General features: G+C 58.0%; 20 protein-coding genes. 5 read left to right on the top strand and 15 right to left on the bottom strand.

Features of this window, described 5'->3' with window-relative positions:
* Positions 1-12 precede the first annotated feature (12 nt).
* From HY282_15605 to HY282_15630, 6 genes are all read right to left on the bottom strand, one after another.
* Positions 13-2,148, bottom strand: coding sequence for an alkaline phosphatase D family protein (locus HY282_15605; protein ID MBI3805175.1), 2,136 nt, complete (start codon positions 2,146-2,148; stop codon positions 13-15).
* Between the two features lie 123 nt (positions 2,149-2,271).
* Positions 2,272-3,759: a hypothetical protein gene (locus HY282_15610; protein ID MBI3805176.1), complete on the bottom strand. Its 1,488-nt coding sequence runs from the start codon at positions 3,757-3,759 to the stop codon at positions 2,272-2,274.
* Between the two features lie 507 nt (positions 3,760-4,266).
* Complete coding sequence (locus HY282_15615) at positions 4,267-6,960, bottom strand: HDOD domain-containing protein (protein ID MBI3805177.1); 2,694 nt, start codon at positions 6,958-6,960, stop codon at positions 4,267-4,269.
* A 233-nt stretch (positions 6,961-7,193) separates the two neighbouring features.
* Complete coding sequence (locus HY282_15620; protein ID MBI3805178.1) at positions 7,194-8,624, bottom strand: NAD-dependent malic enzyme; 1,431 nt, start codon at positions 8,622-8,624, stop codon at positions 7,194-7,196.
* Between the two features lie 27 nt (positions 8,625-8,651).
* Complete coding sequence (locus tag HY282_15625) at positions 8,652-9,458, bottom strand: prohibitin family protein (GenBank protein MBI3805179.1); 807 nt, start codon at positions 9,456-9,458, stop codon at positions 8,652-8,654.
* Positions 9,459-9,572: 114 nt separating this feature from the next.
* The gene (locus tag HY282_15630; GenBank protein ID MBI3805180.1) at positions 9,573-10,157 is read right to left on the bottom strand and encodes a methylated-DNA--[protein]-cysteine S-methyltransferase; all 585 of its coding nucleotides are present in this window, start codon (positions 10,155-10,157) and stop codon (positions 9,573-9,575) included.
* A gap of 119 nt (positions 10,158-10,276) precedes the next feature.
* Here HY282_15630 and HY282_15635 point away from each other — a divergent pair, with 119 nt between their 5' ends.
* A complete protein-coding gene (locus tag HY282_15635; protein MBI3805181.1) occupies positions 10,277-11,035 on the top strand; it encodes a hypothetical protein in 759 nt (252 codons plus the stop codon).
* A 4-nt stretch (positions 11,036-11,039) separates the two neighbouring features.
* Here HY282_15635 and HY282_15640 read toward each other — a convergent pair whose 3' ends face one another.
* The 5 genes from HY282_15640 to HY282_15660 all read right to left on the bottom strand — a co-directional run bounded on the left by HY282_15640 (position 11,040) and on the right by HY282_15660 (position 17,060).
* Complete coding sequence (locus HY282_15640; protein MBI3805182.1) at positions 11,040-12,413, bottom strand: dihydrolipoyl dehydrogenase; 1,374 nt, start codon at positions 12,411-12,413, stop codon at positions 11,040-11,042.
* 214 nt (positions 12,414-12,627) lie between these two features.
* Positions 12,628-13,794 (bottom strand): ABC transporter permease, encoded by a 1,167-nt coding sequence (locus HY282_15645; GenBank protein ID MBI3805183.1) that lies wholly within the window; start codon positions 13,792-13,794, stop codon positions 12,628-12,630.
* Between the two features lie 76 nt (positions 13,795-13,870).
* The gene (locus HY282_15650) at positions 13,871-15,043 is read right to left on the bottom strand and encodes an ABC transporter permease (GenBank protein ID MBI3805184.1); all 1,173 of its coding nucleotides are present in this window, start codon (positions 15,041-15,043) and stop codon (positions 13,871-13,873) included.
* Positions 15,043-15,630 (bottom strand): ABC transporter ATP-binding protein, encoded by a 588-nt coding sequence (locus HY282_15655; protein MBI3805185.1) that lies wholly within the window; start codon positions 15,628-15,630, stop codon positions 15,043-15,045. The genes HY282_15650 and HY282_15655 overlap by 1 nt, the downstream gene beginning before the upstream one ends.
* Before the next feature lie 206 nt (positions 15,631-15,836).
* Positions 15,837-17,060, bottom strand: a complete 1,224-nt coding sequence (locus HY282_15660; protein ID MBI3805186.1) for an efflux RND transporter periplasmic adaptor subunit — start codon at positions 17,058-17,060, stop codon at positions 15,837-15,839.
* Between the two features lie 832 nt (positions 17,061-17,892).
* Between HY282_15660 and HY282_15665 the strand changes: the two genes are divergently transcribed.
* From HY282_15665 to HY282_15680, 4 genes are all read left to right on the top strand, one after another.
* Positions 17,893-18,648, top strand: coding sequence for an alpha/beta fold hydrolase (locus tag HY282_15665; protein ID MBI3805187.1), 756 nt, complete (start codon positions 17,893-17,895; stop codon positions 18,646-18,648).
* A 190-nt stretch (positions 18,649-18,838) separates the two neighbouring features.
* Positions 18,839-19,468, top strand: a complete 630-nt coding sequence (locus tag HY282_15670) for a superoxide dismutase (protein MBI3805188.1) — start codon at positions 18,839-18,841, stop codon at positions 19,466-19,468.
* Between the two features lie 375 nt (positions 19,469-19,843).
* The gene (locus HY282_15675; protein ID MBI3805189.1) at positions 19,844-20,350 is read left to right on the top strand and encodes a urate hydroxylase PuuD; all 507 of its coding nucleotides are present in this window, start codon (positions 19,844-19,846) and stop codon (positions 20,348-20,350) included.
* Positions 20,351-20,435: 85 nt separating this feature from the next.
* Positions 20,436-20,927, top strand: coding sequence for a urate hydroxylase PuuD (locus HY282_15680; GenBank protein MBI3805190.1), 492 nt, complete (start codon positions 20,436-20,438; stop codon positions 20,925-20,927).
* 9 nt (positions 20,928-20,936) lie between these two features.
* Here HY282_15680 and HY282_15685 read toward each other — a convergent pair whose 3' ends face one another.
* From HY282_15685 to HY282_15700, 4 genes are all read right to left on the bottom strand, one after another.
* Positions 20,937-21,095, bottom strand: coding sequence for a carbohydrate porin (locus HY282_15685; protein MBI3805191.1), 159 nt, complete (start codon positions 21,093-21,095; stop codon positions 20,937-20,939).
* On the bottom strand, positions 21,070-21,240 hold the full coding sequence (locus HY282_15690; protein MBI3805192.1) for a hypothetical protein: 171 nt from the start codon (positions 21,238-21,240) through the stop codon (positions 21,070-21,072). The genes HY282_15685 and HY282_15690 overlap by 26 nt, the downstream gene beginning before the upstream one ends.
* A complete protein-coding gene (locus tag HY282_15695; GenBank protein ID MBI3805193.1) occupies positions 21,237-22,205 on the bottom strand; it encodes a superoxide dismutase in 969 nt (322 codons plus the stop codon). The genes HY282_15690 and HY282_15695 overlap by 4 nt, the downstream gene beginning before the upstream one ends.
* Before the next feature lie 160 nt (positions 22,206-22,365).
* Positions 22,366-23,142: a hypothetical protein gene (locus HY282_15700; GenBank protein ID MBI3805194.1), complete on the bottom strand. Its 777-nt coding sequence runs from the start codon at positions 23,140-23,142 to the stop codon at positions 22,366-22,368.
* Between the last annotated feature and the right edge of the window lie 43 nt (positions 23,143-23,185).

Consider the following 23,185-nt stretch of genomic DNA (forward strand, 5'->3'; position numbering starts at 1 on the left):
CGCCGCTAATCGTCACAACGGAAACGGAGGCTCCCCATCTATTAAGGGATCCGATACCTCTGCCTGTCCGAAAGGGACAGTAAAGTTCGCCGACGTCCGGATGCCGGGCGGGACACCGGCGGTCTCCTTGTTAATGCCGGAGATCGTGACCAGTTTCACCGTGATCGCTTCCGTCCCCACGCTCACCCATCCGAATCCATGCCCATCCGTGTCGGCGTATTTCAGATGCCGGTTCACCTCGGGACTTTTCGCCGCCCCGATCGCCGCTCTGGAATGGGTCTCGGCCGCCGCGAGACCGGCGGCGACGCCGTTGAGGAGCGTATTGTTCAGATTGTTCACGATCGGATTTTCGCCCACCTGATCCATCGGGGTCGCATCATAGCGAATAAGCGTTTGCAATAATTTTTCATCCGCCGTCGGATTCTCCCTCTCCGAAAGCTGTCTGCCGACGGCGAAGAGGGAGACTGAGCTGATTCCGCCGCAGACAAACTCGGTCATCGCCGGCGACCCGGTTTCAGGCGGTTTCACATCATAGTTATCGAGGACCGTTCCGGCGAAGTGGGCATGATAATCTCCGGAGAGCGAGACGACATTCTGAATATGGTTCGAGCGAAGAAACGCCATCAACTCATTTCGCTCGGAGGCATACCCGTCCCAGCTGTCGGTCGACAATACGACATCGGGCAAGCGGGTTCCGAGCGCGCTGAGATTAATAAGAAAACGCATCAACGGGACCGAGTTTCCCCAGATTTTCCAACGGGCCTCCGACTGCAACCAAAGCGCCTTCCACCAGGCTTTCTGCTTTTTCCCCAATATCGTACCGGGCGGCCGGTTAAAGCGCGGATTGATCAGGAGGCTTCCCGCAAAAATAAAACTGTTCGGATCTCCGCCGTTGGCTGTTTTGCCGGCATCGAGCAGGTTGACCAATTCCAGCGGCATCACCATCCGAGAGTGGACGAAGACCGACCGGTCGGAGGTAATCTCTTCCGGCGCCGCATGGTCGCTTCGGTAGGAGCGATTGTCGGTCACCGCCAGCTCCAGCATCATTCCAAACCGAAAACTCCGATAAATTGAAATTGTATCGATCGCTTTGATATTCTCTCCATTGTCAGCAAAATTGGAGTCATCGACATGGACGTTCGGCGTCTCGTGAACCTCCGCGAACTCAAATGCTTTCGTCTCCCCCAGGTCGGGATCAATGTCACCTTGGTGCAGGAGATTGACCGGCGTATATTCAAACCACGCCTGACTGGCCGCCACCCTTCGCGGCTGAGAAGGCTCGTCGGTGCTGCTGGCATCATTGTAATTCGCTTCGCTCTCCCAGCAGTCGTCTGAGAATTCATGATCGTCCCAGATATAGATAAACGGCCAGCGGGCGCGCGCCTCCTGCAAATCGGGATCGGCCATATACTCTTGATAGACATGGCGATAGTCCGCCACGGTCCGCGCATAGGCGATGCCGTCGGGCGTGGTACCCCCATCCGGAAAGGGACCGACTCCCCGTCTTTGTCCATTTTGATCAATCAGGCCGCCGTCGATTCTATTAAAAGTAGAATTGAGCGGCCGCATTAATGGATCATTGCTGGTCTCATAAATAAAATCGCCCAAATGCAACACGAAACGGATCCGCTTCTCGACCGGCTCCTTCCGATCCTCCTCGATCATCTGGCGATACGCGCCGTAGAATCCATGCTCCCGATTCTGGCAGCTGACAAACGCAAATTGGATCTCCCGGCTGTCATCGAGGGCCGGCGCCGTTAAGGTTCTCCCGGTCGGAGACACCTGCCCGGTAGTATGAATAAACCGGTAGAAATAAAACGTATCGGATTTCAGATTATTGACGACGATCTTGAGCGTGTAGTCGCTCGCGGCGGAGACATCAAACGTTTTCTGAAGGACCAGCTGGGTGAACGCTTCATCGAGCGAGACTTCGGCCGTCACCTGCTGCTTTTGCTGATTTTGAATCGGCAGCGCACGCGTCCAGATCACGACCGATTCAGGCCGCGGATCGCCCGAGGCGACCCCTTGGGGAAAACCGTCAAAATCGGCGCCACTTTTATGGCCGGAATGGCAAGCGGTCAGCAAACCGGGAAAGCCGGCCGCGGCAAGAAAAACACCGGAGAGTTTTAAGAAGTCCCGTCTTAACACAATGACAAATTAACAAAAACCCAAATAAAAAACCGCGAATCGAAGTCTCCCCCAGCAAAGCTGGAGGAGACCCGATCTTCTCAATCACCAGGAACAACGACTTACCTGCCAACACAGGTGATCTTATTTCTTGCTACCACTGCTGGGACAGGGCGTATCGACAATGGATGCCCCTAAATTTGGTGCCAAAGTGAAACAGGTATTCTCTGTATGTGTAAGATTTACCGAGCCAAACTCCCCCGTGCTGGTGCTCGTGACCGAACCACTACTGACCTTAAATAGAGGCGATCCGGTCGTGCTGTCGAGAAGAGTCCATTTGGCGGCTGACGGTATTAACACATCATAGGTGCCGGTCTTCCCGTCGACCAGCCCAAGCGTATCCTTCTGGTCATAATGCCGGTGGAACGCTTGGTCGAAGGTGATGCTGCTATCCGCCCCATTGATTGTCACCCCAAAGGTATCGAGCGAGAGTTTAAAATCGGTATCGGGCGATTCGGTTGCATCCAGAGTCGCCGGGACGCCGCCGATGCCTAAATTCGTGACGATCAGCTTGTCCGGGGTTAATTCTGCGTGCAGGGTCAACTGATTCAGATTCAGTTTCGTTGGATGCTTTGCTAAATCCGAGCCATCCAGAGGGAACCCTGCAGCAAGCGCGCCGAGATTAATGGAGGCAGACCCCGTCCCGGCAGGACCATCCGCGATCAGGTCAACCACGTTCTCTGCGGCAGCAAGGGTGATATTGATGTTGGTCGCAGCATCTACAATGTTAATTGCTTGCTTGATCGAAAGGGCGATCTCGCCATGGTCCGGGCCGAGATCTGTAAAGGTGGTCCTTACAATTCCTTCCAAGGTCTGTGGAAGACCGGCGGGAGGAAGATTTGCGGTATCAATAAATCCCTGCGCCACCAGGGCTGAAGCGATGACTTTTAACTCCGCAAGATCAAATTGAATGAAGGCGGTGCTGGGAGCATACCCGATTGTCACCAGAACGTGCCCATCATACGTGATATCAAGGGTGCCGTCATCCTGTGTGCTGCCGGGTGTCAATACCGCTCGGACGTGGCTATAAAAATCGACACACTTTCCCGTTCCGAGGCTGTCCAATGCCTGCTGAATCTGACTGAGTACTGGATCACCGCAGAGGGCTGCTTCATCCGGGTCGAATGTGACAGTATTTCCGGTTTGAGTCCCATTCGTTAAAATTAATGGGATGGCGGTGTCTAGTTGTTGACCCAGTTGGGCCGTCGGATCGGTGCCGGGGTCCGGCGGCGTCATACCGAGCGCCTTAAGAACGGACCCACTCGCCGACGAGTTGGCTGCAACTTTGCCGAGGGCGCCCACAATGCTTTTTGAAGTTCCCCCAATATTTTTAACCGCGCCCGCTTTGGCCTGATCCGGCGTTTGAGGCGTCGGATTTGGATTGTTACCCGCCTGGCCTCCCCCCCCTCCGCTGCCGCATGCCACGAGAATTCCGGCGACGACGAAAAATAAAAATCCGAGCAGGTCCCGCCGCAGAGAGGGTGACCCCAGCCGGTCCCAGCTGCCGCTTGATCGCTTTACGCTCTTTTCCAGATCGATTGAATCTTTCTTTTTATCGGTTCTCCAAAACATGATTGTCTTCCTTTCTCGCTATTGTCAACAGTTGAGGTGCCTGTGCTCCCACCCTCCCAATGCAGCCCGGAGCCGGGTTGCGTCATCTTAATGATCGAATCCAAGATCCTTTCACTCATTCCAAAACAGGTCGCATCCTTGCTGACAAAAGCGGCAATCACTTTCGTTCCTAAGCCGAAAACGAGGGTCTCGGTCCCCTGAGCACCCTCGATGATCGGCTAAAACGCCCTTTCTTTGAGTTGCAGATTGAGCGGTATATCTTAAAAAATGGTTCTATACCAAAATGGTTTTTCAGGGGGCTTATTCTATAGAGGTTTCCCTTGACAGAGTCAACCCCCTCTTTGGAGGGGGGGACGCTTGACAAGAACGAGGGGTGCGATGGGAAGGAGAAAAGCGGCTTTCATAGGCCAACCAGACGGTGGGTCGAAGTCGATTTCTATTCGAGTTTTATTGCGACCGAGCGCCATCTGAAAATGGCTTCGGCTAAGACGTCGGCGGGAGCTGCTCTCAGGAGGTGGACCCCAGGAACATTCGTTCAAGGCCGATATTCGCATGAAAGGCAAAATGCAGGAACAATTGATAATCTTCCTGGCTGATCGTGTCGTGGGTGACGGCCTTGTCGGCGTAGAAAAACCCGATGACATTCCCCTTGGCGTGAATCGGGCTGATCACGAAGGAGCGGGAGCCGAAGAAAGCAATGAAGCGCTTGGAGATCAGCGGTCGCGTCGGATCACTGCCGACATCTTGGACGAAGACCGCCTTTTTATCCGAATAGACCTTTCCGAAAATATTATCGGCGGGATCGTTGGGAAAGCTCAACCGACTCGCCAGATCCTGAGACATCGCGCCGAGACCGTACCGTCCCATAATTTGCGTTTTCGAAGGATTACAGAGGATGAGAAGCGCCCGATCAAATCCGATCCCGCGATGAATCCCCTCTAGAATCGCGCTGAAGAGAACATTGATGTCTTGGCTTTCGGCAATGTGGTTGGAGATGTCTCGCAGGAGTTTCAATTGAAGCGAGGGCCGGTCGATCTCTTCCGGCTTCTCCGGCGCTGCTGTTTTCCCCGTCTCTTTCTTCTCCGTCACTTCCGGCTCAGCCGTCGCTTCTTCCACCTGCGCGGGAGCCGCCGGCGCCGCCGCCTCGGCCGCCTCGGGGGCTTGGAAGATCTCTCCCAGACGCTCCAGCAAATCGCTCCGGGGGGAGGCTTTCGACTCGGACGTAATCACCGGCGGCTTGAATTTCTCCGCCTCGATCTCAAAGCTGTCTGAAACCTCCCTGATATTTTTATAGGCCTTCTGGATCAGACCGACCCCCTCCTCCGGCGGAATATTCAAGCAGACTTCCATCTGTTGCATCAATCCGTCCATCTCTTCTTGGGTCCCTTTTTCTTTGAAGAGATTGCCGACCACTCTGTTTGCGAGGTACGCCACCGCCCAGAGCTGCTCTCGAGGGGTGTGCGCCGGAGAAAAAAGGATCTGGTCGGAGGCGGCCAACGGCTCCACCAGATGATCCGGAACCCGGCACTCTTTGGCCATGGTGATTCCGAGCTGGTTGACGGAGGCCCCCAAGACCTGTTGTTCCGCTTTCCACAAAGGGAGCCCCGACTTTTCCACCAGCTCCTGGATCTCAAGATGCGATTCGGGAAGATAATAGGCGAGCGAGATCGGCCCGAGGTTGTAAAAGAGCGTCGCGAGAAAGAGCTCTTCCTGTTTCGGATAGTGAAGGCGCTCCCCCAATTCTCTCGCCAAGGTGGCCGCGATGAAGGAGTCGGCAATGATCTTTTTTAAATCGACCTTCGGGTGCTGTTTCTGGAAGAGCTCCACGAAGGAAAGCCCGAGGCTGACCGAGCGGATCATGTCGAGCCCCAGCACCACGACGGCCCTGGAGACGGTGAAGACCTCTCCATATCCGGAATTGAAGTAAGCCGAATTGGCCACCTTCAGGACCTTGACGGCAAATCCCTGATCCTGCAAGATGCTCCTCGCCACATCGGCGGCGCCGGACACTTTGTCTTCCGCCGCCCGAAGCGTCTGAATGACCGTATCGCGCAAAACGGGAAGATCTCCTCGGGCCTGAATCCGCCCTTGCAACCTTTCGAGGATCGGTGTCTTCGGCGTGGAGACCGGCTCTCTCTTCGGAACCTCCGGTTTGGGACGGGCGGGGGCCGCTCTTAAAGAACCCAAAGAAGAAGATCCGCCATTGCGTGGGACCGGCGCTTTTTCCGCGGTGGCCAAGGCGGCCTTTTTCATTCGGGCCCGCTCTTTCTCAATCTCCTCGGTAAAAAGTTCATGGAGCGTTTGCGCCAGCGCTGTTTGAATCTCGCTGAGCGGCTTCGACAAACAGCGCTCCAGCTCCTGCTGCATCTGCGCCGCTGAGGGATACCGATTCCCCGCCTCCTTGGCGAGCGCCTTCGACATGACCCTTTCAACCGGCTCTGAGATTTCAGCATTGAATCGGCGCGGCGGATCGAATTTCGCTTCTCGAACGCGATCGAGCGTGTTGATTTCGCTCTCCCCCTTAAACAGCCGCTTGCCGGTTGCACACTCGTACAAGACGATGCCGAGCGAAAAAAGATCCGAGCGATGATCGATCCCCTTTCCCCACGCCTGCTCGGGCGACATGTAGGCGATTTTTCCTTTCAGGGTTCCGGTCCGGGTCTCGTTCTCTTGAAGGGCGACCTTCGCGATTCCGAAGTCGACCAGCTTGATCTCTCCATCGTAGGAGATCAAAATGTTTTGCGGGCTGATGTCGCGGTGAACCAGGTTCAGCTCTTTTCCGTGGAGATCTTTCTTCTTGTGCGCATGCTCCAACCCGCTGCAGACACGGCTGACGATGAAAAGGATCTGATCGATCGAAAGGGGCCGGTTGCGCTTCCGGCTCTGCTCCAGGATGGTCCGAAGGTCCCGTCCGGTCACATATTCCATTCCGATATAGAGCGACGCTTCGACCTCGCCGAAATCGAACACCTGAGCGATATTCGGATGGGAGAGCTGGGCCGCGACCTTCGCTTCGTTGATGAACATTGAAACGAACTCGGCGTTTTCGGTAAAGTGCGGAAGGATCCGTTTGATCGCGAGTAGCCGCTCGAACCCCTTCGATCCGGTCTGCTTGGCGAGGAAAACTTCGGCCATGCCCCCTTTGGCAATCTGATCGATGAGGAGATATTTTCCGTATTGCGCGGGGAAATCGGCCGGCATTTCGGGTCGCCCTCTATTGATGGTCGGGATACGCGTTATGAAGCGTTGAGGAAAAAAGGAAAGAAGATCTATAAGCAAGTAAATCGTACGGTGCCGAACTTGTCAAGGAAAGGGCGAACTGAAGGAAGGGGGTCGCGTCCGCGAAGCGATCGAAGACGCCGAACAAATGAAGTCATCGATGCGCCCTCAGGCTGGACGCTGAGGGATTTTTCAACCGCTTGCTCACGCGGGGTCTATTCCGGGTCGTTTGTAATCTTCTTTTCCCGACGGGCCACCCCGGTCTCGGTCGCCGCTGTCGCCACTGCCTGCGCCACCGCCTTTGCGACCTTGTGATTAAAGACGCCGGGAACGATATAATCTTCGGAGAGTTCATCCTTGCGGATCACCGAAGCGATGGCGTGCGCGGCGGCCAAATTCATCGCATCGTTAATTTCGGAGGCGCGGACATCGAGCGCGCCGCGGAAGATGCCGGGGAAGGCGAGGACGTTGTTGATTTGGTTCGGATAGTCGGAGCGGCCGGTCGCCATAATCCGGACGATCCCTTCCGTCTCCTCCGGCATGATCTCCGGGGTTGGATTGGCGAGCGCGAAGACGATCGGATCGCGCGCCATCTTCTTTACCGCCGCGGCGCTCAAGGCGCCAGCGACTGAAACACCGATGAAGACATCGGCCCCCGCCAACGCATCATCCAGCTTTCCCTTCAGCCGATTCGGATTGGTCTTTTTTGCATAGTCGCGTTTGACCGGGTTCATATCGCCCCTCCGGCCGGCGTAGATGATCCCGGCCCGGTCGCAGCCGATGATCTTCTTCACCCCGGAGGAGAGGAGGATCTCGCTGATGGCAACCCCGGCCGCTCCCACCCCGTTGACAACCACCTTCAGATCTTCCATTTTCTTTTTGACAATCTTCACGGCGTTCAGCAGGGCGGCCAATACAACAACCGCGGTTCCATGTTGATCGTCGTGAAACACGGGGATGTCGAGCGTCTTCTTGAGGCGCTGCTCCACCTCGAAGCAGCGGGGCGAGGAGATATCTTCCAAATTGATCCCGCCGAAACCGGTGGCAATCCGCTGGACCGTCTCGACGATCTCGTCGGTCTCTTGCGTCGCCAGGCAGATCGGGTAGGCATCGATTCCGCCGAACTCTTTGAAGAGCATCGCCTTCCCCTCCATCACCGGCATCGCCGCCTCCGGCCCGATGTTGCCGAGCCCCAAGACCGCCGAGCCGTCGGTGACGACGGCGACGCTGTTCTTCTTGATCGTCAGCGAAAACGCCTTGCTCTTGTCTTCATGGATCGCCATGCAGACCTGCGCCACCCCCGGCGTGTAGACCCGGGAGAGGTCGTCGCGGGTCTTGATCGGAATGCGGTTGGCGATCTCGATCTTTCCGCCGAGATGAAGCAGGAAGGTCCGGTCGGAGAGATGGACGACTTCGACCGCCGGGATCTGCTTGACCGCATCGACAATCCGGGCCGTGTGCGCTTCATCCCGGGTGCTGACGGTGAGGTCCCGGGTGATCACCCCGCGATCGACGCTGACGATATCGATCGCGCCGATATCGCCGCCGGCCTTTCCGATCGCCGACGTGATCTGGCCGAGCATGCCGATCTGGTTTTTGAATTTAAGCCGGAGGGTGACGCTTCGACTGGCGCTGGGATAAACCATCTTTGACCTCTATCCTTTACTTTGCCTTTATTTTGCTTTCAGCCCATTGATATCAATAAACGGCGTTGCGCCGCCGGAAACCTGCGGCAGCTTGCCGTCCCACTTTTCGATCGCGCGAAGCTGGAGCAAAATCGGCGTCAGGGTCTCCCGCTGCAGCCGCTGGCCATCCGCCTCGGCCCGCGCCTGGGTCACCCGCTGCTCCGCTTCGATTCGAATCCGATCCAGATCGCGCTTCGCCTTCAACGCCGACTGCTCGGCGGTCTGCTTCGCCTCGATGGCGACATTGAACTCGTGCGAGAAGTCGAAATTGACGATCGAAAATTCATCGACGATGATATTGAACTTCACCAAACGCTGGGAGAGGTTTTCTTTGATCGCATCCTTCACCTCGGCCCGCCGGGTGATCAGCTCTTCCGCCGTGAAGTGGGCCGTGACCGACTTGACCGCCTCCTGCACCGCCGGATCGATTACCCGCTCCTTAAAGCTCAGTCCGATCTCCTGATAGACCTTCTGCGCCCGGCTCGGATCGAGGTGGAAATTGACGGCGATGGTGGAGGAGACGTTCTGAAGGTCTTTCGAGGCCGCCCGTGCATCGGTCTGAGACTTTTGTACTTTGACATCGATCGGAACAATCTCCTCGATGAACGGAATCTTGAAATGGAGCCCTTCCCCGAGCTGCACATCTTTGACCCCGCTCAGCTTGCTGAAGACCACCCCCCGCTCCCCCGCGCCGACCACCTGAAATGAGCTGAGCAATATAATAAACAAAAAGAGAATCACCGCGGCTGTAACGATCAGGCGGGGCAGCCGGGAAAGCCCGGGCGGAATCTTCATTTCATAAATATCAGCCATTTATTTTATTATCCTCCGTGGAGTTGAACACGCATCGCGCATCGCATCCCTCGCAATTTGTTGCGAGGTGAGACGCGCGAGTATAAATTGAGTCTTCTATCTTCTCGGGTCGAAGCCCCCCCGCCGCAAGCTGCGGGGAGCTTCTATGCGCTCTTGGCGCTCTTGGGTCCAGTATACCCGCTCAATCGCCAAGAGTCTCCTCTTGATGTCGATTCCCCCGGTGTAACCGCCGAGGGTGCCATCTTCGTGGACCACTCGATGACAGGGGAGGATGATCGGAAGCGGATTTCGACCGCAGGCATTTCCGACGGCGCGCGCCCCCCGCCCGAGTCCCAATCGATCGGCGATCCACTGATAGCTTCGGACCTCGCCATAAGGGATCTCGGTCAATGCCTTCCAGACGCGCCGCTGAAGCAGGGTCCCCGTCAGCCAGAAGATCGGCGCATCAAATTCCGGTTTCTGGCCGTTGAAATAACAGTCGATCTGCCGGCGCCAGGGCGCGAACCGCCCGGGATGCCGCTCCGGGAGCGCTCCGACGCGGCGCGCGATTTCGTTCAGGAGGTCTGACTCGGTGTCGCTCCGGAGAAGATAGGAGAGCCCCTCCGGATGGGCCACCCTGCCAAGCAGACCGAGGGGAGAGCGGGTGATGTCATAGAAAAGCGGCTGAGAAATCTCTTTCATCGATTGACCTCTTCTAACACATTCCCCGGTCGATGGCAAGAATCGCCCAAGGAACTTTGAGGATCTTCATTGACTGGAAGCCCGAATCTCGCTATCATAGAAAGCAACCGGAGAGACCGATGACACGAACGATGCTCAAACTCTTTTTGCTCTTTTCCCTACTCCTCTCGATCACGCTGGCAGAAGCCCAAGAGGGAACCCCGATCCAGAAGATCGAGCGCTACTTTCCTGATGAGGTTGGAATGAAGTGGAGCTATCGCGGATCGGTCGCCGATCAGGTCCAGCGGGTCGCCTCTTATGTCAACAATGCCGCCGTGAAAGGAACGGTGGAGAAAAAAGGGGTGCAGGTCAAAGTCTTCACCGAGAGCAATCAGTCAAACGAGGGGCCGGCCGAGAGCTATTTTTTCCGGGACAAAGAGGGGATCAGCTATTATGGAGGCGATCCGACGACCCCCTTTGAGAGCCAGCTCGTCCCCTACCGCGTTATTCGATTCCCCGTCTCCCTTCAGAAGCCGTTTTCACAGCTCGATAAAAAAGTGTCGTTTGGAAAAGATCTGGATGAGGACGGCACCGAGGAAGAGGCCGAGGTCCACGCCGAAATCATCGCAAAAGGATTCGAGACGATCTCCGTCCCGGCGGGAACGTTCAAAGACGCCCTCAAACTGGAGGGGACGATGCTGATCCACATTACCCTCTCCGGCAGCCACAAAGTCGTCTTGATGACCGACAAAACCACCAACTGGTTTGCCCCCGACGTCGGGATGGTTAAGGGAATCGAGCGAACCGAGTTCCCCTCGATCGACGGCGGCAATCCGACCGGGACGATCGTTACGGAAGAGCTGACCGAGTTTATCAAGGATCGGTCGTCCTCACATTGACCCGCTACTCTTTTCCGACCATCTCATCGACCAAATAGAGCATGATCTCCGCCAGTGACGGATGAATGTGGCTGATCTGGGCATACGCTTCCAGCGTTGATCGGAAGTGCATCGCCACCGCCGCTTGGTGGATGAGGATCGACGCCTCCGCCCCGACGATTTCCGCGCCTAAAATCTCCCCACTTTTGGGGTCGGCCAAGATCTTGATGAACCCTTCGGTTCGGTCGGTAATAATCGCCTTCCCGAGATCGCTGAAGGGAAATTTTCCGACCCGCACCGCAATCCCCTGTTCCCGCGCGTCGCGCTCGGTCAGACCGACCCGGGCGAATTCCGGATCGGAGAAGATCGCGCGGGGGAACACCCGGTAATCGGCCTTTCGGACCGGTCCCTTCATCATGTTCGTTCCGGCCAGATCCCCTTCATAGGTCGCCATGTTGACGATCTGCGCGCCTCCCGTCACATCGCCCGCCGCGTAGATGTTTGGGTTTGTCGTCTGAAGGAAGTCGTTTGCGACAATCCCGAGCGGGTGGGTCTCCACACCGGCCGCCTCCAACCGCAACCCGTCGACATTCCCGGTCCGGCCGGTGGCGATCATGATCAGATCGGCCTCGATCCGCTCGACCCGTTCGTTCTCTTCAAAAGAGATCCACTCCCCTTCCGAATCCCGCTCGATCATCACCTCGCGAACGCCGGTCCGAAGGTCGATCCCATCTTTTCTCAGAATCTCCGCCAGCGCTTCGCTGACATCTTCATCCTCGTGGCTTAAGATCCGCTCGCTCCGCTGCAGAAGGGTCACCCTCACCCCCATCCGAACGAAAAACTGGCCGAACTCGGTCCCCTCGACCCCCCCGCCGATAATCACCATCGATTTGGGGAGCGATTCCAATGTGAGCGCCTCATCGCTGGTGATGTAGCCGGCCTCCTCCAAGCCGGGGATCGGCGGAATCATCGGCCGCGATCCGGTGGCGATGAGAAACTTCTCGGCGACGTAGTGCTCCTCGCCGACCTGAATCTCTTTCCCCGACAGGAAGTGCGCCCGGCCGGAGAGGAGGGTGATGTTCGGATGGCGGATAACTCCTTGATAGGCATCATCGGCCATCTCCGCGATCAGCTTGTCTTTCCGCTTTTTAATCTGATCGAATCGGATGTCAACCGGTTTTCCCGGATAGATGCCGACCTCCGGCGCTTTCTTGAGCAGCCCCATCAACTCGGAAGAACGGAGATAGGCCTTCGTCGGCATGCACCCCTTCAGAATGCAGAGTCCCCCGAACGGTCCGGTCTCAACCAGTCCGACCTTCGCCCCAAGCTTCGCCGCCGCCTTGGCCCCATACCGCCCCGCGCTCCCGGCTCCGATGACCATGACATCAAATTGTTTCATACTGAACGTATGATACCTCACTTTCTCTGTGACCTCAAGAACGTCCGCCGATCGCGGCGTCTTCTCATTCTCATACAGTAACTGTCTAAGGTCGTGGGGTTTCGCCCCACGACCTTAGACAATAGGTTTGGGGCAAAGGCTCATTCCAAAGGTGCATATGGCACATAATGATTATGCGACCCCGACGCGGGTCGATCAACCACTTCTCTCACAACTAAGACACCCGAAACGCATCAACCACTTTTTTTCGAGAGGCCTGAACCGCCGGAAGAAACCCGCCGAACAAACCCATCACAAGGGAAAAAAGGAGCGATTCAACGATGATCGACGGCGAGAGAATAAAACGAAAGGCGATTTCGGCAAAGGTGGCGAAATTGGTGGTTGAGATCGAGAAAAATTGGAGAACGGACGCGAGGAGGATGCCGACCCCGCCGCCAACGAATGCGAGGAGGAGCGACTCAAACAGAAAAGCAACGAGGATGCTCCGCCGGGGAAAGCCGAGCGCCCGCATCGTCCCGATCTCGGTCGTTCGATTGGCGACCGAAGCATACATCGTAATCATCGCCCCGATCATCGCACCCAAGCTGAAGATCACCGTGACGAAAAGGCCGAGCACCCGGATGAACGTCGCCATCATCTCCGACTGCTTGGCATAGTATTGCTTCTCCCGCTCCACCGCCACCGTCAGCCGCGGATCGGACTCCAGGCGCGCCTTGAGCGACAAGAAATCGCCGGCGCTCGCCAAGCGGACCGTGATCGAGGAGAAAACCGGCCGCCGGAACGCTTGAACGAGCTGCTCGGCGTCGGTCCAGATCTCCGATTCGAACCCCGCCCCTTCCGCCTCGAAAATGCCGACGACCGTCCAATCACGCATCCCGAAGCGGACCGTCTCCCCGAGGGCAAGCCCCTGGAAGCGCCCCGCCACGGCGCGTCCGACGACGACCTCGGAGAGCCCCGGCCGCCAGAGACGCCCCTCCACCAGCTTGACCTGCGTGCGCATCGAAAGCGACTCGGGGGCGACCCCGCGGATCTCGATATGAGAGGGCTTGTTCGTCCCCCGCTTCAGCAGATTGATCAGGACGACGACCTCGGCGGCGGCGAGCCGCTTCCCGTCCCGATCGGCGGCGATCTCCGGCTGGCTCTTGATGATGTTGACCGCCGTCCGGTCGAGCATGCTCATAAATTCCGAATCGGCGCCCCGCCGGACGACGATCGCATTTTTATCCGACCCGGTTCCGACCAGCGTCTTCTCCAACCCGTTCGCCAGCATCAACACCGCCGAGAAGACGAAGATCACCAACGCGATCCCCCCCGCCGTCAAGAAGGTGGTCGTCCGCCGGGTCCAGAGATTCCGGAAGCTGTAATTGAGAGGAATAATCATGGCAATTTCGGAACGCGGAATGCGGATTGCGGAATAGACAGCAAAAGGTTTTTTCGGTTTTCAATCCGCAATCGGTTCACCCCACCCTCCTCAACCCATCCACAATTCTCACCTGCACCGCCCGCCAAGTCGGAAAGGCGCTGGCGGCGAGGCCGACGGCTACCGCCATCAGGGCACAGAGGATCTGGGTCGTCGTCGCCACATCAAATGCCGGGAAGATCGCCCCCATTGCATCTCCCATCGCCCGCTCGAACCCTTTCGCCGCCGGATAGGTGATCAGAATCCCGACGAGCCCGCCGGTCGCGGCGATCAAAAGCGACTCGCCGACGATCAGGAAGACCAGATGCCGCGCCCCGAAGCCGAGCGTTTTGAGGACGGCATATTCGGAGAGGCGCTCGCGCGCCGTCATCGCCATCGTGTTGGAGAGGACGAGGAGGATCACCCCGATGATCACGAGCGAGATGATCCGAAGGGCCACCAGGATCGTCTCGCTCATCGAGATGAAGCCGAGGACAAACGCCCGCTCCGTCTCGGTGAGGGTCTCCGCAAGGGAATTCTTGAACCGAAGATCGATCGCCTCGGCCACCTCCGCCGCCTGTCTCGGGTCTTTCACCTTCACGACATACCAGCCGACATTCCCCGCCCGCCACGGCTCGGTCTGCTTGAGCTTCTCGTCCAAATATTGGTAGTGAAAAATAAACTGCGTCTCGTCAGTCGACTTCTGCGCCCCGGTGTAGATCCCGCGAATCGTAAACTCCCAATCGCCGGGAAAGATCATCCCCCGCATCTGGATAACGTCGCCGACTTTCCAATTAAAGCGCTCCGCGAGCTTCCGCCCCACCACCGCGGCATTCCGCTGCTGTTTAAAGACCGCTTTCTGCTCGGGGGGGAGTTTAAACTCGGGATACATTTCGGAGAAGTTCGTCGTATCGACGGCGAACTGAGGAAATTGAGAGTGCTTCTCGTCGATGTAAATCCCACCGAACCAGTGGGCGTAGGTCACATCGACGACCCCAGGAATGCCGCGGATCGCCTCCCGGTAGGCGACCGGGAGCGAAAAGCCGAGCGAGACGGCATTGCGGGTGATCAGCCGGTTCGGCGCCGACGCCTCCACCCCCGAATACCAGGCGCCGATCACCGTCCGAATCAATCCAAACGCACTGATCGCAATCGCAATCCCGAAGACGGTCAAGATCGACCGGAGCGGATGGCGCATGGTATTTTTAAGGATGAGGCGGAATAATTCCATCAGGCAAACGTTCCTTTATCGAGTTGGACCACTTTTCTCGCCCGCTCCGCCGCGCGGGGATCGTGCGTCACGATGACAATCGTCTTCCCATATTCAGTATTCAACCGGCCGAGGAGATTCATGATCTCTTCGGCGGAGGTGCGGTCGAGGTCGCCGGTCGGCTCGTCGGCGACCAATAGCGGCGGATCGGTGACGATGGCGCGTGCGATCGCCACCCGCTGTTCTTGTCCGCCGGAGAGCTGTTTGGGGTAGTGCTGGAGCCGCTCGGCGAGCCCGACCAGCTCCAGCGCCACGGCGGCATGCTCTCGGCGTTGCTGCTTTGAAAGCGGGGTTAAAAGGAGCGGCAGCTCCACATTTTCGAGCGCCGTCAAGACCGGGAGCAGATTATAGAATTGGAAGATGAAGCCGATCGTTCGGGACCGCCACCGGGCCAGCTCCGATTCGGTCAGTGCGGCGAGCTCGGTCCCGGCGACGCGAAGCACCCCCCCCGTCGGCCGATCAATCCCGGCAATCAGATTCAGGAGGGTGGTCTTTCCGGAGCCGGAGGGCCCCATCAGCGCGAGGAACTCTCCCTCGGGGACGGTCATGTGGATGTGCTGAAGAACGGGGATCTCGAGCGCGTCGCGGCGATACGATTTGGAAACGTCGATTAATTCAATCAGCGGATCGGCCAATGCAATTTCCTAACCGCCTCAAAGGGCGCTGTCTACCTTCGACGTCGCTTCGACGTCGGCCAGGGTCAACAGCCCTTTCCGCCGTTCGTGCCGAGCCGGTCGAAGCAGACGACGATCTTTTATTGTTGAACCTGAACCCGATCGCCGGGGGCGAGATTTTCCGAAGGGTTGAGGACGACCCGGTCGCCGGGGGCGAGCCCCCGCTTCACCTCGACCTGGCTTCCGATCGGATCGCCGGTCTCCACCGGGATTTCCTCCACCCGATCTCCCTGGATACGAAATGCCACCTTCCGGTCTTTCCGGGTGACGATCGCCCCCGGCTGGACCGTCACCCTCGGCTTCGCCCCCTGATCGGCCTGCGGCTCCGAGAGAAAGGCGACCTTCGCACTCATCTCCGGAAGGACCCGGTTGTCGCGATGGACAAAGCGGATCTTGGTCAAGACCGTCGCCTTGGCCCGGTCGGCGGTCGGAACGATCGTTTGGACCACCCCTTCATATTTCGTTTCAGGATAGGCATCGAGCGCGATCTCAGCCCGCTGATTGAGATGGATCTTCTCGATGTTCGATTCGGAGACGTCGGCTTCGACCTGAAGCGACGCCATGTCGGCGATGGTGACGACGGCCGCTTTCACCTGCGTAGACGAACCGAACGGCGCCACCACCTCTCCGACTTCCGCATTTTTCGTCAAAACGGTTCCGTCGAACGGCGCCCGGATGAAGGTATTCTCCACATCGACCTCGGCCGACCGGACCGCCGCTTCCGCCGCCTTCACTCCCGCCTCCCCCGAAGCGAGCGATGCCTTGGCACGCCGAAAGCGCGCCTGCGCGATCTCAAAATCGGCCTGGGGGACGAGTCCCGCCTCCTGCAAGCTCTTCCGCCGCTCGAAATTGGAGGTGGCATCATCGAGCTCCGCCTTCGCCTGATCGTTCGCCGATTGCGCAACGTTGAGGTTCGCTCTCGCACGGGCCAACGCCGCCTCCACATCGGCACTCTCCAGCCGGCCGATCATCTCTCCCTTTTTGACCGGGTCCCCCTCCCGTACCCGCAGCTCCACCAGCCGTCCGGTCCCCTTGGAGGCGACGGCGGCGCGCCGTTGCGCGACGACATACCCGCTGGCGTTGAGGAACGGAACCGATTGGGAGGGGCCGATGGAGGAGACGGTCACCCCCTCTACCACCTTCGCCGCGCCGCTGAACGCCCGAACGCCGATGACGGCCGCCACCGCTCCGACCAGGAGGAGGGCAATCCAAATTACGTTGCGACTTCGACGGGGGGGAGATCCGGCCCCGGTATTTTTCCAGTCGATCTTAAGGCGAGAGAGATCGGAGGGTTTGGTTTCGATGATTGCGTCCTTTCATTTCGACAATATCGTCCCATTGTAATGGCAATGTGAGAATTCTTCAAGGTACGATTTGTTTGGGGCGGCTTTAAAGAGGATCAAGCGCGAGGAAATGGTAACGGCACTCAATCTTCCCTGCATAGGGTCGTGGGGTTTTACCCCACCCCCCACCGTAGGGGCCGACTGCCCCGCCCCCTCCGGCCTCCCCGTGCAGCGGGGGTTACACCCCCTGCCCCCCCACGGTCACAACTTGTACCACACGCGGAAGAGCACCGCGGATGGTACTTCGACACGGTGACCTAAAGCGGTCGATGAACCGTCTGATACAAAACGCGTGGAATAGCGGGCACAGGACGCCCATGCCGCGCAGGCGCTTACGACAAGAGTACTGGATTTAATCTCCTCGGAGGGGAGATGCGCCGCAGCGGAAGGGCCCCACTGGGGGATGGGTGGAGCGAGGACGCAGCTCCCCTCCGCTATGATGAAAACGTTCCACCTACCAAATCAGGTCACCCGTCGCAGCAGTCCGCGCGGCTCTCTGCGCGGTCGCTGCAGCGTGTGACCGTGGGGGGGCAGGGGGTGTAAACCCCCGCTGCCCTGGGGAAGCCGAAGGGGGGTGGGCACGCATCCCCCGCGGCGGGGCGTGGGGCGGAACCCCGCTCCAATGCTTCTTTAGCCTTCTATCTCCCCTCACATCCTGCCGGGGCGCAGGCAAGGGAGGGGGGAAATTGGAACCCCCATCAACCCCAAATCCAGCCCACTACTATTCAGTTGATTTGAATCTCCTCTTCTCCTATGATTCTCCAGATCAGATGCTTATCCTCAACGAGATCCGATGGCACGACTGAGCCTTCCCAACAATGAACACCTCGACTACATCCTGACCGCCCCGGCGCAACCGACCGACACCCTCTTCATCTATATTCATGGATTCGCCTCGCATCAACACGGAGAGAAAGCGCTCTACTTTCGGGATCGGGTGGTCGAGCGGGGGTTTGCCTCCCTCGCGGTCGACTTGAGAGGGCACGGAGACTCGAGCGGAACGATTGAGACGATGACCCTCACCCGCGGGCTGGAAGACCTCGCCGCGCTTTTGGCCGGACCGGCCGCGCCTTATGAACGGATCGTCTTCATCGGCTCGTCAATGGGAGGGCAGCTTGCCGCCTGGACGGCGGCGCGCCATCCCGGGCGGATCGCCGCCAATTTCCTCATCGCTCCCGCCTTCTCATTCTATGAAAACCGGCTGCGCGACCTCGGCGAGGCGGATCGGCGACGGCTCGATCAGGGGGGAGACCTTCGGGTCAAGAATGAATGGATCGATGTGACGGTCGGACGCCGGCTGATCGACGACGCGAAACAGTACCAGATCGGTCGGCTCCTGCCGACTTATCGGACCCCGACGCTGATCGTCCATGGGACCGCCGACACCACCGTCTTCCCGGAAGGGAGCCTCGACTTCGTCCGCCGCGCCACCGTCCCGCCGGTCGATCTTCTCCTCATCGCCGGCGGCGACCATCGCCTCACCCGGCAGAAAGAATACCTCTTCGAGCTGATGCTCGCCTTCCTCCATCGAATCGGTTTTTTATCTTAACCTATTTCCGACGAAGTGCGCCCCTTTTGCCACCTGACCCACACGCCACGGGAAAATATTGCACGAAATAAGAATAAGGAAATGCCGGAGTCGGTCTAGCAAGCGCTCTATGTAGAGGTTGGGCTGAGGTCTTGATCTTGCACCGTATGTCGGTTGGGAAGCGTTCAATATCCAATGGGAGGGAAGAACGATGATTCAATTCCAAGCCGAATTTAAAAAAAACTTGAAACCAAAACCGATACCGGGACTCTCCGACAAACAGCTTAACGACCATTTCGACGTCAAATACAAAGGGTACGTCACCAAATTCAATGAGATCCAAAAACAGCTGCAAGAGGTGAACAAGAGCAAGGCGAATCCGAACTATAGCGGTGTTCGCGAGCTGCTGGTCGAGCGGCTCTACTGTCACAACTCGATCAAGCTCCACGAAGCCTACTGGCAATGCCTCTCCGGCGAGTCCGATCCGCCCGATCAGATCAAGCAGATGATCTCGGAAGATTTCGGCTCCTATGACAGCTGGAAAGAGGAATTCAAAGCGTGTGGTCTTTCGGCCCGGGGCTGGTCGGTCTGCGCGTTTGATCTCGACAGCGGCCGCATCTTTAATTTCCTCACCGACACCCACTCAATCGGCGCCTGGAACGCCACCCCGCTCATGATTATGGACATGTACGAACATGCCTACTACATCGACTACGCCTCGTCGGTCAAGACCTATGTCGAAGAGGGCTTTCTTCCGAATATGAGCTGGAACTATGCGGCTCAGGTCATTGAACGATACCGCATCACCGATCTCCGCACCTCTCTGGGAAAAGCGGCGTAAACGGCGAAAAAACGTGTAAATGAATCAGATGCGGGGTGGGAGAGAAGCAGGCATCCACCCCGCATCGACCGCCGGGCGCCATTTTTTATATTGACGAACAATCCCCCACTTGTGTATTCTCAATTTTTAGTTCTTCTTCATCTGAAACCGCCTGTTTGTCGCCGGTTCAGTCCACTCAAAAACCCAATATTACTGAAGACCTCAGAATCAAGGAGAGACGCAATGAAAAATCCTCTCGATACGCTGACGGGCACCGTGACCGCCGGATTTGTGCTGACGCTGATTCTCTATTTCATCGTTCGGGCCATCGTATAACCCTGTCACCCTGCGACCGGACTGATCACTCTACTGAATAAATGAATGAAAGGAACGAAAATGAACCCAATGGCGCTTGAGCTCTTCTTTCGGTGGGGACACTTCCTCGCCGGGATTATGTGGATCGGACTTCTTTATTATTTCAATTTTGTCCAAGGGGCATTTATGAAAGCCGCCGGCCCGGAAGCGAAAGCCGACGCTTCCAAACACCTCATCCCGCGCGCCCTCTTCTTCTTTCGCTGGGCCGCCGCGCTCACCTGGTTCTTCGGAGCGGCGATTCTCGGCTCCAGAGGGATACTGGGCGATGCGTTCATGCTCCGTGGCGCCGCCGCGATCATCGGAATGGGCGCTTGGCTCGGCACGATCATGCTCTTTAATGTTTGGGTGATCATCTGGCCGAATCAACAGAAAGTCCTCGGCCTCGTTCAGGCAGCACCCGAGCAAAAGACCAAAGCGGCGCGGATTGCCTTTCTCGCCTCGCGCACCAACACGATGCTCTCGATCCCGATGCTCTTCTTCATGGCGAGCTCCAGCCACGCGCCGGCGAGCCTCTTCGGCGCAGGTTAATAATCAGATCGCGGCGTGACCCTGTGGGAGAAGGGAGATCACTCTTACCCTTCAACTCGTCGGGCATGCCATGGGAACGGAAAGTATGGTCAGTTCGGAAACGATTCTTCCCCTTCTGTTTCGCTGGATCCATTTTGTCGCCGGGATCACCTGGATCGGCCTGCTCTACTACTTCAACCTCGTCCAGGTCCCCTTCATGAAAGAGACCGACGCGACGACGAAAGGGGGGGTGGTGTTGAAGCTCGTTCCCCGCGCCCTCTGGTGGTTTCGTTGGTCGGCGCTGGTGACGGTGCTGGCGGGCGTTTTCTTGCTGATGACCGGCCGGATCTTCAACACGGCGATCATGATCGGCGGGACCCTCGGCGTGATCATGTTCCTGAATGTCTGGCTGGTGATCTGGCCGAACCAGAAGGTGGTCATTCGGATGACCGGCGACGCCGTCGCGACCAAAACCGCCCCGGCGCCCGAGATGGCCAAACACGCCCGGATCGCCTACCTCGCCTCCAGAACCAATTTTTACCTCTCCTTCCCGATGCTCCTCTTCATGGGGATGTCGGCCCATTTCCCGCAGTTTTAGCCTGCCCCATTAAAATTCCAAATACACCCGCGCACCGAAGATCGAGACCGGTCCGCGGGCCCGGTTGTAGGCCGGATGCGCGACAAACTGATCGTCGAGCGCGGCCTGCAGCGCCGACCGAATCTGAACATTGTAATAGGTTTCAAGAATGTGGGGGATCGTTCGCATACCCGTTGTTGTCGAAGAGATCCTTCACATTCATTTTTCCAACCGTGATCGTGATCCGGGAGATGGCCCGCTCTCCCGCCAATTGAAGGGTGACCGGAGGCGCGTTCTGAAAATGCCCGGCCTCTTCTTTACAAATCCAGCTCACTCTTCATCGTCCGCTTCGACCGGGAGGCCCGACACCGTAAACGGTGGGGTGCTGGTCGCGAAATCGGCGTTCACCACCAGATAGAGGTCCCGTGCGCGGGCGATCGTGGAGGGTCCCCGGAGGGTCGGGTCGGTCCGTCGCGCAACCACCGTGCCAGCGAGTCCTCCTTGCCTCAGTTGGACGAAAGCGAGGGTCGGCGGGACCCCTTGGATGACGATCAACCGGCCGCGGTCGAGAAGGAGACCGTCGCCGCCGACCAGCGGCTCGACATTGATCGGCTGAATCGTCCGGCCGGTCGGGGTGCCGGGTGTGATGTCGATGCGGAACAGCTTCCCGCTGCTCGTCTGGACGACAATCAGCTCCCTTCCCCCCTTCTGCGCGACAATCCCGTTGAGGTTAAACGCGCCGGCCTCGTATTGAATTTCCGGCCCGACCGGAATCGCCTCCGGCGTGCCGCTCCCCGCAGCCACCTGCGCCGCGGTCACATGCCAGAGGGTGGGGCGGAATGAATCGGTAACGAAGACGTCGCCGGTTTTTGTGACGACGAGGTCATTGAGAAATCCCCCCGCGCCGGTATCGAAAGAGGCGATCGGTTGCTTCGTCGCGAGGTCAAAGACCGAGAGGATGCCGGTGGCGGCGCCGGCGACATACAATTTTCCGTGGGACACCTTCATCCCGGCGGCCGATTTTCCACTGGCGCCCGGGATAAAAGGGGTCGCTGTCGGGTGATCGAGCGTCCCCCGGTAGATCGTGCCGTCGCCGACCGTCCCGACGAAAAACGCCCCAGTCCGCCGGTCGAAGGCCACCCCCTCCGGATTGCCATGCGTCGACGGCTCAAGTGTAAAGACAACGGGGTCGGTCTCGACCGCCTCCGTCGCGCCGACGGCAACCGACCCTCCCCCCTCAAACAGTGCAAAAATAAAAATGGCGACAAGCATCCTTACCGAAGATATCCCCCGCTTCATATCGGCCCTCCTCTGAATGTAATCCCTCTTAGGATAAAAGAATCCTGGGCCGCAATGCAATCGTCCGGCAGGTCGGTCGCACCCGGACCGGTCATTCAAGAAATGGAAAAGGGCCCGGCGCGTCTCGGAGGCCTTGCATCCCGCTCTCCCGTCTCTCTTTCTATCCGATCGCCAACAGAATCCAATAGAGTAAAACCGGAACGGCAAACAACAATCCGATGGAAAGGGCCGCCCTCCCCCACTCTGATCGAATTTGAAACAGGGTGCCGGTCAATATTTGATAGACGACATAGAGAAGCGGGATCAATGTCAAAAAAGGAAGGACGATATAAAGGAGGGAGAGAAGATGGAGCATCGTCTCGGCATACCCGCCTCCGAGCCAATGATAGGAGAGCGCCTCCGCAAAATAGGGAAGCCAGGAGGCGATCATCTCGGCATAGATAAAAAAGGGAAAGAGGATCCAGAAGAGATGTCTCGGATCAATCCCGAAGACCGTCGTCTCCGGGAAATACGCTCTCTGCACCCGCTCGCCAAACTTTCCCCCGTAGGCGGCGATCAGAATCGTCAATGGGATCGCCGCCAGGCAGACCGCGCCGGAGCCGAGCGGCCCGGTAAAGAGGGAGACAAAGAACATCTCCGTCCACCACAACGTAAGCGGAATCGCCCCCTGGGCGGCGACCACCCCGCCGGGGCGCTTTGCAAGGGCGCCGGCCAGGGTGGCGGCGAATGCGGTCGCCATCAAGCTCAGGAGCAGAAATGAAAAAGAGCGATAATCCCATTGGGGCCCCTCTAAACGAAGGACCGACGGCGAGGGGGGTGCGAGGAGGTCGAGATGGAAGGTCTGGGGAAGCGATTGATAAAACGCAACGAGGATGCAAAGCAAATAGACATTGAATGCACCCAATGCCGCGAACTTTCCCCGCATAGGAAACGCCATCGTTAACCGGTCGCCGACCGACCGAAAGGGACCTTTTTCATGC

It is taken from the genome of Candidatus Manganitrophaceae bacterium (assembly GCA_016200325.1).
GTDB lineage: Bacteria > Nitrospirota > Nitrospiria > SBBL01 > Manganitrophaceae > Manganitrophus.